This is a genomic window from Paenalcaligenes suwonensis, assembly GCF_011290505.1.
GTDB lineage: Bacteria > Pseudomonadota > Gammaproteobacteria > Burkholderiales > Burkholderiaceae_B > Paenalcaligenes > Paenalcaligenes suwonensis.
Genome location: NZ_JAANPV010000013.1, coordinates 23874 through 35415, shown reverse-complemented (window position 1 = coordinate 35415; position 11542 = coordinate 23874). Strand labels below are relative to the sequence as shown.

General features: G+C 48.2%; 13 protein-coding genes and 1 tRNA gene. 5 read left to right on the top strand and 9 right to left on the bottom strand.

Going from position 1 to position 11542, the window contains the following annotated elements; all coding sequences use genetic code 11:
• Window positions 1–51: 51 nt before the first annotated feature.
• The gene (locus tag GY634_RS16375; RefSeq protein WP_166409796.1) at window positions 52–717 is read left to right on the top strand and encodes a putative quorum-sensing-regulated virulence factor; all 666 of its coding nucleotides are present in this window, start codon (window positions 52–54) and stop codon (window positions 715–717) included.
• A gap of 36 nt (window positions 718–753) precedes the next feature.
• Here GY634_RS16375 and GY634_RS16370 read toward each other — a convergent pair whose 3' ends face one another.
• On the bottom strand, window positions 754–942 hold the full coding sequence (locus GY634_RS16370) for a YodC family protein (protein WP_166409795.1): 189 nt from the start codon (window positions 940–942) through the stop codon (window positions 754–756).
• An 11-nt stretch (window positions 943–953) separates the two neighbouring features.
• Window positions 954–1148 carry a YqaE/Pmp3 family membrane protein gene (locus GY634_RS16365; protein WP_166409794.1) on the bottom strand — a complete coding sequence of 65 codons (195 nt, stop codon included), beginning with the start codon at window positions 1146–1148 and terminating at the stop codon, window positions 954–956.
• Between the two features lie 209 nt (window positions 1149–1357).
• Here GY634_RS16365 and GY634_RS16360 point away from each other — a divergent pair, with 209 nt between their 5' ends.
• The gene (locus GY634_RS16360) at window positions 1358–1588 is read left to right on the top strand and encodes a hypothetical protein (RefSeq protein WP_166409793.1); all 231 of its coding nucleotides are present in this window, start codon (window positions 1358–1360) and stop codon (window positions 1586–1588) included.
• A gap of 80 nt (window positions 1589–1668) precedes the next feature.
• A tRNA-Pro gene (locus GY634_RS16355) sits at window positions 1669–1745 on the top strand.
• 666 nt (window positions 1746–2411) lie between these two features.
• On the opposite strand, the gene GY634_RS16350 is transcribed toward GY634_RS16355, so the two are convergent.
• The 5 genes from GY634_RS16350 to GY634_RS17290 form a co-directional block, all read right to left on the bottom strand.
• Complete coding sequence (locus tag GY634_RS16350) at window positions 2412–3386, bottom strand: LysR family transcriptional regulator (protein WP_166409820.1); 975 nt, start codon at window positions 3384–3386, stop codon at window positions 2412–2414.
• Between the two features lie 57 nt (window positions 3387–3443).
• The gene (locus tag GY634_RS16345; RefSeq protein ID WP_166409792.1) at window positions 3444–4463 is read right to left on the bottom strand and encodes a histone deacetylase family protein; all 1020 of its coding nucleotides are present in this window, start codon (window positions 4461–4463) and stop codon (window positions 3444–3446) included.
• Between the two features lie 15 nt (window positions 4464–4478).
• Complete coding sequence (locus GY634_RS16340; protein ID WP_166409791.1) at window positions 4479–5780, bottom strand: MFS transporter; 1302 nt, start codon at window positions 5778–5780, stop codon at window positions 4479–4481.
• Between the two features lie 163 nt (window positions 5781–5943).
• The gene (locus GY634_RS17295; protein ID WP_242683742.1) at window positions 5944–6408 is read right to left on the bottom strand and encodes a helix-turn-helix domain-containing protein; all 465 of its coding nucleotides are present in this window, start codon (window positions 6406–6408) and stop codon (window positions 5944–5946) included.
• A gap of 6 nt (window positions 6409–6414) precedes the next feature.
• Window positions 6415–6882: a hypothetical protein gene (locus tag GY634_RS17290; protein WP_242683741.1), complete on the bottom strand. Its 468-nt coding sequence runs from the start codon at window positions 6880–6882 to the stop codon at window positions 6415–6417.
• 87 nt (window positions 6883–6969) lie between these two features.
• On the opposite strand from GY634_RS17290, the gene GY634_RS16330 reads away from it, so the two are divergent.
• Window positions 6970–8334 carry a cytochrome P450 gene (locus tag GY634_RS16330; protein WP_166409790.1) on the top strand — a complete coding sequence of 455 codons (1365 nt, stop codon included), beginning with the start codon at window positions 6970–6972 and terminating at the stop codon, window positions 8332–8334.
• Window positions 8335–8433: 99 nt separating this feature from the next.
• A complete protein-coding gene (locus GY634_RS16325) occupies window positions 8434–8982 on the top strand; it encodes a GNAT family N-acetyltransferase (RefSeq protein ID WP_166409789.1) in 549 nt (182 codons plus the stop codon).
• A 7-nt stretch (window positions 8983–8989) separates the two neighbouring features.
• Here the strand turns inward: GY634_RS16325 and GY634_RS16320 are convergent, their stop codons facing one another.
• Window positions 8990–9841, bottom strand: a complete 852-nt coding sequence (locus tag GY634_RS16320) for a DMT family transporter (RefSeq protein WP_207625634.1) — start codon at window positions 9839–9841, stop codon at window positions 8990–8992.
• Between the two features lie 158 nt (window positions 9842–9999).
• Window positions 10000–11538 carry a PepSY domain-containing protein gene (locus tag GY634_RS16315; protein ID WP_166409788.1) on the bottom strand — a complete coding sequence of 513 codons (1539 nt, stop codon included), beginning with the start codon at window positions 11536–11538 and terminating at the stop codon, window positions 10000–10002.
• Between the last annotated feature and the right edge of the window lie 4 nt (window positions 11539–11542).

Below are 11542 nucleotides of genomic sequence, written 5' to 3'. Positions count from 1 at the left end.
CCCTTTGCGGGGCGGTACGTAGAAGAGTGAACCCTACACAGGAAAAGGCTGATGAGTGCGCTATTATTTGATACAGAAACCACGGGCACCCGCGCCCCGCAAGTCATTGAAGCCGCCTGGCTTAAGCTGGACACCCCTGCCAACCTCACCGTACTTGAAGAGTTTGAACAGCGTTATAAACCCAGCGAAGCCATTACTCTGGGCGCACTGGCTGTACACCACATTTATGATGAAGAGTTGGCTAGTTGCCCAGCACACACCACCTTCCAACTTCCTGCGGATACCCAATACATTATTGGTCACAACGTAGACTACGACTGGGAAGTTGCCGGCAAACCCGACGTCAAACGCATCTGCACCTTGGCGCTAAGCAAACAGCTATTCCCACAAGTCGATAGCCACAGCCAATCAGCGTTGGTGTACTACATTGACAGGGCCAACGCACGCGAACGCCTAAAAAATGCTCACTCTGCATTAGCGGATGTACGCAACTGCTTAGACGTGCTGCGCGCCTTGCTACACGCCATGACTACCCCTATCAGCACATGGGAAGAACTGTGGCGCTATTCTGAACAAGCTCGTGTGCCTAGCATTATGCCCTTTGGTAAACACCGTGGTATGCCTATTGCAGATCTACCGCCTGACTACAAAGCTTGGCTACTGCGCCAAGACAGTCTAGACCCGTACGTAAAAATGGCCGTACAAGCCACCTTTTAAACAAAAAAATAGCCCGCTTAATGCGGGCTATTTTCTTTACTTCTGTACATCGCTTACACGGCCAATCGCCAACGAGTGAATGAAGGCAGAGCGCAACTCTGTTTCTGCCACAAACCATGAACACTCTACCCTGCCGTGAGTTAAGCCCAGTTGGGTCACTGTCATGCGCGGTCCGCCACTTTTAAGCTGCACCACGTCACCAATATTCCACTTCACTTCTGTCATAACCTTAGTACTCAAAACTTACGTCCAAACGCCTCTGCGATTTTCTTATCCGTATTGTATTGGCTAAGCGCATACACAGCCCAAATGGCAGCCGGAATCCAACCAATAATCGTGATCTGTAAAATCAGGCAAATAATGCCAGAAACAGGACGCTTGATGGTAAAAAACACCAACCACGGCAATAACAGCGCAATCAGCAAACGCATAACAACTTACCTCCTGTAATAGCTCTATCGCTATTCTACTGTGCGAACCCCTTTCACAGTAGCGATCTGCTGCCTACTCTAGCGTTTTTTTATAAAACCCTACAGATTGTCCGTGAAATATACGCATTTGTTGATGTGACACAAATCACCGCACTACATAAGCCCCTACCATGAGGCTACATAACCTATTGTGCTATCAGGAGACAATTATGTATGAAAACAGACCCAATCAAAGCATCTTAGATCAGTTGGTTGAACTGCCAGCAGTAGGAAAACTATTCAAATCTAAATCCATCGCCGAAACCGAACAAACTATCGCCCGCGCACTCTCTGAGTTGTACGGCGAAACTGTCAATGTGCGTATAGGCAGCTGTAACCTGCCCGCCTCTGACCGTTTTGCGGTACTAATTAAAGATCTCACCATTGAGGCATCGCACTAAAATAGTCTCTAACAAACTGCGTATAGCACACCCGAATTAGTTGACAAAAGTCTGTTACATAGGCTATAGTTTAATTCTCTCGGGGCGTAGCGCAGCCTGGTAGCGCACTTGCATGGGGTGCAAGGGGTCGAAGGTTCAAATCCTTCCGTTCCGACCAAGAATACCTCAGGAAAATCAAGGGTTTACAGTTTACCGGACTGTAAACCCTTTTCCTTTTGTGCTTGCTGTACGTGACTTTCGCGTGATTTCTAGCATTATGCCCAGCTGCCACGTGATGCAATGTCTCACACCACCTGCTTATGTAATCAAGCAAAACTCTGTGTAATCTGCCTCAAGTACATCTACTGCTCTTTGCCTACGCTTAAAAGGCGGGCACAGGCCTGCCCAACTATACGCACCCAATTCACAGCAAAAGAAGTGCTAATGAATACTGCATTTCGGGTAGTAATGTCGCTTCTGCCGTGTCATGCACGTAGCGACTTTGTGAATACTAAAGTGTAGGCGAGTTTCGAATATACAGATTTATGGACGAGACATTCCATCGTCAGAGGGCATCTGAAATCTCTATAGCCAGATAGTTCAGACTCCTGAACTGTGGAGGGCAGAAACCTAAAGATCTGTCTGACGCGCTCTACAAGAACTGGGTGAACCGCGTGTGGTCAACGATAATGATATTTTTGAATACAACGATCACCGCCTCCGAGTGCTAGCGAGCAGTTATATCAAGCAACTGCCAAATGACTGGCTAGCACCAACACCGAACAACGCCTGAAGCGTGCCACTGCACTGGCTATAGGACGTTTCAGAGAAAGCAGATGCACCGTTAATGCGCACGCGCCTCTAAGGGTGCCCCTTGTAAAAAGGTTTGCATCTCCTCAAGAAACACTTGCTCTACTAACGACATGCGCCGCTCTGGGTGCCACACCAAAAACACATCCAGCTCTGCCACTATCTTGCTCGGTAGCAAACGCTTCAAATCGCCATTAAGTACATCTTGAACGATTAAATGTTCTGGTAAAAAACCCAGCCCTAACCCCGCAACAATCATGCGGTGAATTTCTTCAATGTTCTGCGAGGTGGCAATAATACGGCCATCGAAGCCTTGTTCGTCACGGAAGATTGTCAGCGGGGATAAGGTATCGCCAATTTGATCGCTCTCGAACCCCACAAAGCCTTGATGCAGCAAATCCTGTAGTTCTACAGGACGCTGTTGTTTGAACAAGGGGTGATGGCGACCGCAGACAATGGCGTAGCGATGACGCAAAAATAGTAGACGTTGAAGTTTAGCGGGAAATTTGCGAGCCATACAAATCCCTAATGCCGGTACGCCGCGCTCTAATGCTTCCAAAATAGCAGAGCTTTGCATTACCTCTACTCGGAATTCAACCGAGGGATAGCGTCTGTAAAACTGAGCCAAAAACTCATCGTACAAAGATGATTTTACTTTGCTCATCACCAGCAAGCGCAAGGTGCCAAATACAGAGCTCTTTTGCGTTAACGATGAGACATTATCTAGGCGTGCTGCGGTAGAAAACATATCTCTACCGATTGCATATACCTCTTCGCCCAAGGATGTCAGGCGAAAGTCGCCTTGACGACGATGTAATAACACACCATCCAGCGCCTGCTCTAATCGGCCTAGGGCTTGGCTCACCGCAGGCTGACTTAAGCTTAATGCCTCTGCCGCCTTCCCTATGCCCTGCATTTGCACAATAAAGACAAAAGTGCGTAACAAGTTCCAATCGATGCGCTCGGAAATATGCCTACGCCCTTTAGTTTCTTTGATCTCTCTGTCCATGCCCGTAGTGTATTCCATGATGTTGTGACCTATTCTACGCGCATGAACAACCATCACTTATGGTTTAAGCACACCGTTGAAAAAACTCACAGCATTCTCTGCCAAGTCTTCAATGAAGTATCCCCCCTCTTGAACCACTACTGTAGGTAAATTCAAGGATTGAATAGCCGCCCCCAAGCGCTTAAAGCCTTCTGTAGTAACCGCTACCTGAGTTTGAGGGTCTTTTTCGTAAATATCAAAACCCAAAGACAAAACAATCGCATCGGCTTGATACAGATGAATAGCCTGCATAGCTTGTGTTAGTTTCTCAAAAAACACCGCCTCACCAGAGCCATGTGGCATGGGTAAATTAAGGTTGTAACCCGTGCCCGCACCCTCCCCACGCTCTTCTTCAAAGCCAGCGACTACAGGATAAAAGTTCTCAGGACAACCATGTATAGAGATGTAGTACACATCATCACGGTCATAGAAAATTTCTTGAATGCCTTGCCCATGGTGCATGTCGGTATCAAGCACAACTACACGTTTAAAACGTTGGCGTAGCTCTTGTGCTGCAATGGCCGCATTATTGAGATAACAAAAGCCTCCCGCTGCGTCTGCTCTGGCGTGATGGCCCGGAGGACGGCAACCTGCATACGCAAACTGCTCACCCGCTAACACATCACGACTTGCTGCAATCGCACACTGCGCGGACCAGTACGCAGCCTGCCAGGTATGTTCTCCTACTGGGCAACTACCATCCGCCAAATACTTAGCGGCTTTCGCCAATACACCACGCAAAGGGTTGGGCTCACGTACAAAAATATTGGACATTACCTCATCGCCCCAATCTTCTGGGAGCTGCTTCCACTCTGCATGTGCAGACTGCAAGAAACGTAAGTAATCCATATTATGTACAGCGGATATGGGACCTGCTCCGGCATCCGTCGGAGCACATACCTCTAACCCTACATTTTCAGCTGCTTTACGCAGTTCTACTAAACGTGCGGGAACCTCTTGCGGAACACGCATCTTGCCGCGTGAAAAATAACTCTGAGGACAATGCAATAGTTGATTGTCATGAAAATACGCTTTCATTACCGAATTCCTTACTTAAACAACTGGCTTATATCTGGAGGCAAGCGTTAACACTGACACCAGTGATAACAAAGAGATCACGCTGAATAGCAAGGCTAATGGCCACCACTCACCTTGAAAACGCTCAGCTAAGATCGTGCCCAGAATAGGTGTCAGGCCACCAAAAATTGCACCTGAAACCTGATAACCCATAGAAATTCCGGTATAACGCACGTTAGTTGGGAAGAACTCACTCACAAAACCTGCAATCACAGCGTAGTAAGCCCCCAATCCCAGCACAGCAATACCCACACCAATCGTTACTGCCGTTAAGGTCCCCATATCCACGAAAGAGAACATGACATAGGGCGTAAACACGGACAGCAAGGAAGTAATAATTAAGAACCGGCTATTACCAACCTTCTTCGCAATATGCGCTGAAATGGGTGTGATAAAGAACTGCATAATCGATACCATCAATAAGCCATTCAAGATCAGACTTCTGTCCATCTTCAGATATTGCGTGGTATAGGCCAGCATGAACGTATTAGTGAAGTAAAAACCAGCAATACCCAACACGTTGGCACCAATCGCTGCTGTTAACAGCAAGGTGTGCTTGCTCAACACTTCTTTCAATGGCAACTGCGCTGGTACATTCTGTGTTTTCTGACGCTCTTCTTGGGCTTTTAAAAACTCGGGAGACTCATTCACACTCATACGAATGAAAAAGCCAATCACCAACATTACAAAGCTGAATAGAAAAGGTACACGCCAGCCCCATTCCAAGAATGCTGCATCATCTAAGCTGGTTACCAGCTTAAACATCAACGTAGCCATGATTAACCCTGCTGGGCTACCAAGCTGGGCAAATGACGCCAGAAACGTACGGTTCTTCTTATCTTCGGCGTGTTCACCCGCCATCAATACCGCACCACCCCACTCACCACCTACAGCAATACCTTGTATTAGCCTTAACACCACTAACAAAACGGGGGCCCATACACCAATAGATGTATAGGTTGGCAATAAGCCAATAAAGACAGTGGCTCCGCCCATCATGAATAAGGTAATCACTAGGGATTTTTTACGGCCAATTTTGTCACCAATGTGGCCAAAAATAATGCCGCCTAATGGGCGAGCAAAGAAACCCACCGCAAATGTACCAAACGAGGCCAGTGTGCCGTAAAAGCCGCTGGTGTTCGGGAAAAACAATTGACCAAATATCAATGCAGCTGCCATTGCATAAATATAAAAGTCATACCATTCGATCATCGTACCCACGAACGCAGCCATAGAGGCACGTTTGGGTTGATAGACTACTTGTCGCTGAGCAGACATAAATACCTCCTGTAATTGGGAGGAAATATAGTTAAATTTTCAACATAACCAAAATTAATATTAGTTATCACCTACATTGATATTACTTATTTTTATATTAATCAATAAGTTACGTGAATTCATTTTTAACGAAATAGTACAAACCCTAAGCTTTAACCCTGCTTTACACCCACAGCCTATAAATCCATAACGACTCGTCTTCAACGAATCGCCTAGCAAACTCCGCAGGAGGAAAACCAGTGATACGTTTTACAGCGCGACTTAAATGAGCTTGGTCAGAAAAACCCGCATCTAATGCTAGTGCCGCCCAATCTACCCTGCTCAGTACATCACGATCATCTTGAGCCGTTTCAAAAAAGGCTGTTTCTGTGCTTACTAATGTTTGCCACTCGCGTAGCGATCTTCCGCTTAAGGCTTTTACTTTACGCTCTACTTGTCTAAGACTGCGGCCACGTTGCCATAGGGTGGCTTGTGACACTAGCGCATCAACCCACCTACGCCCAGCATACCGTAAGCCTTGAACAGGATTAGAAGCAGATTGTGTACTAAACCAGCGAGACGAAATATGGCGGTTGAGGATGGCTAAAGTAGTTGCATCGTCCGTGGATGCAAGCAACTGCTCAAACATAACAAATCAGGTAGCACCCAATAACTGCCTTGCACATACACTGCGATCTTGAATGGCGGTTATATCAATATTGAACAGTTCCTGAGCTGCACTAACAGTAAAGAACACCATCCCAACACGCCCAGCCTGCGGTGACCAACTTACCGTTGGCATGGATTGACTGCCTGAAATTAGAATACTTTCGGCAAATGGCTTCCACAAGGGAGGTTTCTGCTGTCTATCTATAGCCCCTACGCCAGAACTGTCATGCCAAGAAAGGCATACCAAAGGCGAAGCGGGAAAATGCGAAAGCCGCTGCGCATCGCTAAGCATAGCTCCACGAGTATTCCGGCAAACCACTGCCACAATCGCGTTACAACCTAGGCTTTTTTCTGAGTACAGCATGGCTAATGAACGCTGTTCACTAGAAAACGCTCTGGGTGATCGCTCCATATAGTCTGACGGACGTTTGACGCTGCTTTCGTTGTCATGCATAGCCGTGTGTCGTTTGGGTTCAATACAGGTGTTTACTACTGGGTTGCAATAGCAGCGTAGACCCCTCTTCTTCAAACGGATACTTCTATGCTGCCACATCACTCTACCTGTAAAACTTGGCCACCTGGACCCAAAACTGGATTAACGGGCTGGCGTCTATTCAGGCACATGTCTAAAGATATGTTAGCAACACTTTCTGAATGGCAACAGCAGTATGGTGACCTTGTTCATCTGCGTGTTTGGCCTGAGCATATAGTGATAGTGAGTGCCCCTACTTTAGCCCGTGAATTACTGGTCACGCATCACAGCCATCTCACCCGTTGGGAGCGCGGCCTTCGTGTTCTGGCGCAACTTCATGGCAACAGTGTGCTGATTTCAGAAGGTGAGCAATGGGCACAAAAACGCCGTGCCTTGCAGCCCTACTTCACCCCTAAAGCGATACGTAACACGAACAAGCGCATTACCGATGTAGCCCAACATGCACTCAGCACATGGCCTGAATCTACTGCGGGCTGGAACATTGAAAGTGCCATTACCTCTTTGACCATGGACGCCATCATGCAAACCATGTTTTCGCAAGGTATAGGTGATGACAACAAAAAAACAGAAATCGCTGTTCAAATCGCCAGCCAAGCTGCTAATGCAGAATTCTTTACTATGGCCAGTTGGCCTAGGTGGTTGCCCAGCAAGAAGAAAAAAGCCATACAACAATTAACGCAGTTGATTGATCATCAAATAGAAAACCGGCTACAGACTACCCCAGATAATTGGCCAGACGATTTCCTGGCCCACCTGCTACATTTACAGCAAGCCGAACCAGACGCATGGCCGCACCAAGCTATTCGTGATGAATGCATGACTATGTTTCTAGCCGGACATGAAACCACCGCAGCTACATTAACGTGGTGGGCATGGTGCATGGCCGCGAACCCCACATGCCAACAGAAAGCACAAGAAGAAATTGCCCGTGTATTGCAGGACACTACACCCACGTATGACCAGCTGGCCGATCTTCCCTACCTTACTAAAACCATAGAGGAAACCATGCGCCTGTACCCAGCTGCGCCCGTGTTAATGACACGCAGGGCTATCAACCCGATAAGCTTAGGGCCTTGGCAATTTCCTAAACGTACGCTTTTTATGGTGCCTTTGCAGCTGATTCAAGGGAGTATTAAATGGTATAGCAACCCACAGAAATTCTGCCCTGAACGCTTTGGTAGCGATCACAAAAACACGCCACGTGGCGCCTATGCGCCTTTTGGAATAGGGCCTCGTGTTTGTTTAGGACAGCACTTAGCCAGTGCTGAAATAAAAACCATTGCTGCAATGATTTTGCTGCGCTGGACGCTCTCTGTTCCTACTGGTATGACGCCCCCAAAACCCGCCCTGCACGTCACCCTTAGACCAGACCAACCGCTGCATCTTATGCTGACCTCTTGCGGTAAGCGCTAAGTTCGTTATTGTTGAGAGAATTCGTGCATACTACTGCGTGACCAAGTGTTTATAAGCATAAGCACTTAGTCTCTTACCGTCGTAACGCAAAGACCTTCTATGACCCACTCTGCAGCGCACAACACCGTTTTCCTCATCGATTGCAATGAAGCTGAACATGCTTCGGCTATTTTAGAGATTCTAAATGATGCCATCGTCAACTCTACGGCCTTGTACGACTACACGCCGCGCGCTGCGCAGTCTATGACAAGCTGGTTTGCAACCAAACGCGCTAATGGCTTTCCCGTTGTAGGTGCTATAGATACATCTGGGCGACTACTGGGCTTCGCTAGCTGGGGCACATTCCGAGCCTTCCCAGCATACAAATATACGGTGGAACACAGTATCTACATACACAGCCAACAACGTGGACGTGGGCTAGGAAAGCAGTTGCTGCAAGAGCTAATTAAACGTGCACACGCAACACAGTTGCATGTTCTAGTTGGCTGTATTGATGCCGCTAATATAGGCAGTATTAAGTTGCATGAAAGTTTAGGGTTTACGCACTCTGGTACGTTTCCCCAAGTTGGGTACAAATTTGGTCGCTGGTTAGACGCTGCGTTTTACCAACTCAACTTAAGCACTCCCGATCACCCTGAAGAAGGCTAATCTGCTGCTACGAACTCTGCCCCACCCCTTGCTTTCCCGTTGGCCAGGTAACGCACACCAAGCAGGCAAAAATAAGGCCTACGCCCACCCAGCCGAAACTGCTAAGCCTTTCCCCTACAATAATTGCAGCTAAAACAGCCGCAATAACAGGTTCTACCAACGTAATGGTGATGGCTACACTGGCTTTGATGCGTGCTAAGGCATAGCCAAAACACACATAGCCCAGAAACATGGGGCCCAAGGCCATATACACACCTACTGCCGCATTTCCCCAAGACGCTAGAAATTGCCCACCTATTAGCACTAGCACTGGAAGCAGAGCTACCCCACCTAAGCCAAACACAACCCCCATCGCCGCCCGCGATGGAATGCCCCCTTGCATTAAACGGCGCGCCACCCATGAGTACAGCGCATACATTAGCCCTGCTACCAAGCCTAATGCCACACCTACTAGCATTGATGCGCCATCGTCTGCACCACTACTGGTGTTACTTAGCAAGAACATCCCCAGCAAACCTAATGCCGCTCCTATCAACCACTTCACACTGATACGAGCTTTATCCATTACACGTTCAATCATCACCGACAGAATGGGGGCAGAGCCTATAGAAACCACCGTACCTATAGTGACGCCTGCCACGCGCATCGAAGCATAAAAGGCGAGTGGGTACACAGCTACTGCCAATGCCCCCAATAACACCCACCGCCACTGCTTTCGTAATGCAGAAGCCTGGTTTTTGATTGAACTTACAGCAATGACTGCTTGCAGTATGCCTCCTATGCCCATGGCCATCGCCCCTATGGCTATAGCACTTACATCGGGAGCAAATGTTGCTGTGACACCCGTTGTTCCCCACAAAAAAACACGCTACTAAAACAGCCGTAATACCAAGAAAATACTCTTTATTTTCTGATTTCATTCTCTTTGAATCCACTACCACAACCAAAGGTAGGTAGATCGGTATACCTACAAAAAATCATCATAAACCAAGATCGTGGATCAATGAAAGAATTCGCTTAGTTTTTAGCAGAAAGCAAAGCACGCCTAGCTCGTTTCTGCCTACGAGTTATGACTGTGCTGCGTACCCTTCTGTACCCAATCAATACCCCCGTAGCACTCATCAATACACCGCCTACGCTAAGCACCACCAATACACTATTGCGCAGCACCTCGGCCTTTAACATCATGGGTAAATCCCAACTGTGTAGCAGTTCAAACCACCATCGGCCTACACGTTGGTGCTTATCCATACTACTTTCAATGACGCCAGTACGTGGGTCTATATGCACCCAGTTGCTCACTGGATCAGCAAACTCAATGCGCAAAACGGGTAAGGGCTTTTCGCGCGCTCCGCGCATGGCCTGTGGTGCTCTTGCGTAGTAATAACTGTCGTACTGTTCTAAACGCTGTACCGAGGCAATAGGAGCATTAAACAAGTGCTTAGCAGCATTGACTAACTGTGTTTGATCTAACTGCTGAACAATGGTGCTAGCCTCACCTTCTGCTGGCATGACTACCGTTTGGTTGTCTGCCGTACGCCCTAACAAATAGCTGCTTCCACCAACGATGACCCACTGTATTTCTCGTAGGCTATCTGGCGGCATAGCAGCAAGTAAGTCCTGCGCAGACCGATCAAACCACTGCGCTTGCAAAGGTTTAGCCTGGTAAGCATCACGATTTGGCGTTTGAGCAGGCGAGAACACGTTAAAAGGGTTCATGGACAGCAAGCCGCTGACTATCCACGTTAAGGTCACCCCGCAAAACAGTAACCCAGCAATATGATGCCAACGCATTGCCCTGGAGGGATAAGGCGTGCGCGCACCTGAAGCATAGGGTTTTCTAAAACGCCAACGCCATATTCCCACTACGGTACCGGCGATAGTACTCACTACTGCGATTGCCGACAGCACAACCACCAACCAATGCCAAATAGGATCCGGGGTAGGCCCCCTAAACATATACAGCCAATGCAACCACGCCCCTACGTAGTTCCAAGCACGTGACTGGGCATCTGCTAGTTGCACTACCTCGCCCGTTTTGGATGACACGTACACAAGAGTGTCGGCCGCATCATGGGCTAGCACTTTATGTAGGGGACGGTGTGAGTGCAAAGCGCCGGAGCGCGTCCACAAGTCAGACTCCACTAAGCCTTCGTACGTGGGTGAGCTGCCCGGTAGATAACGCTTTACCGTATCTACGGCTTGTTGGGCAGTCGCTTCTGGGAGCAATACGCCGGTTTGCGCATCAACGACATACCGTTGCCCCCCCTTAGTGATGTGATAGTGTGGCTGTTGCCCTACTGTCACCACGTTGATACTGCCGATTGCACCATCAGCAGACGGCACCGCTGCTAACGCGGTTTGCAATGGCACACAGCAAGACGCTTGCCGCAACGGTTCTAGCCTTGCCATATGCTCCCACGGATACAGCTTGGGGTAGCCTACAAACAGCATCACAATGCCACTCAAAAACCAAAGCAACATCACGATGGCTACCGCCACCCCACTCCAACGGTGCAACCAATACAGAAAGCTCTTGGGATTACGTCGCCACATACTA

Bases quoted from the DNA above. Each gene is read 5' to 3' on its own strand.
- GY634_RS16375 (WP_166409796.1), top strand. From the start codon at position 52: ATGAGTGCGCTATTATTTGATACAGAAACCACGGGCACCCGCGCCCCG.
- GY634_RS16370 (WP_166409795.1), bottom strand. From the start codon at position 942: ATGACAGAAGTGAAGTGGAATATTGGTGACGTGGTGCAGCTTAAAAGT.
- GY634_RS16365 (WP_166409794.1), bottom strand. From the start codon at position 1,148: ATGCGTTTGCTGATTGCGCTGTTATTGCCGTGGTTGGTGTTTTTTACC.
- GY634_RS16360 (WP_166409793.1), top strand. From the start codon at position 1,358: ATGTATGAAAACAGACCCAATCAAAGCATCTTAGATCAGTTGGTTGAA.
- GY634_RS16350 (WP_166409820.1), bottom strand. From the start codon at position 3,386: ATGGACAGAGAGATCAAAGAAACTAAAGGGCGTAGGCATATTTCCGAG.
- GY634_RS16345 (WP_166409792.1), bottom strand. From the start codon at position 4,463: ATGAAAGCGTATTTTCATGACAATCAACTATTGCATTGTCCTCAGAGT.
- GY634_RS16340 (WP_166409791.1), bottom strand. From the start codon at position 5,780: ATGTCTGCTCAGCGACAAGTAGTCTATCAACCCAAACGTGCCTCTATG.
- GY634_RS17295 (WP_242683742.1), bottom strand. From the start codon at position 6,408: ATGTTTGAGCAGTTGCTTGCATCCACGGACGATGCAACTACTTTAGCC.
- GY634_RS17290 (WP_242683741.1), bottom strand. From the start codon at position 6,882: ATGCATGACAACGAAAGCAGCGTCAAACGTCCGTCAGACTATATGGAG.
- GY634_RS16330 (WP_166409790.1), top strand. From the start codon at position 6,970: ATGCTGCCACATCACTCTACCTGTAAAACTTGGCCACCTGGACCCAAA.
- GY634_RS16325 (WP_166409789.1), top strand. From the start codon at position 8,434: ATGACCCACTCTGCAGCGCACAACACCGTTTTCCTCATCGATTGCAAT.
- GY634_RS16315 (WP_166409788.1), bottom strand. From the start codon at position 11,538: ATGTGGCGACGTAATCCCAAGAGCTTTCTGTATTGGTTGCACCGTTGG.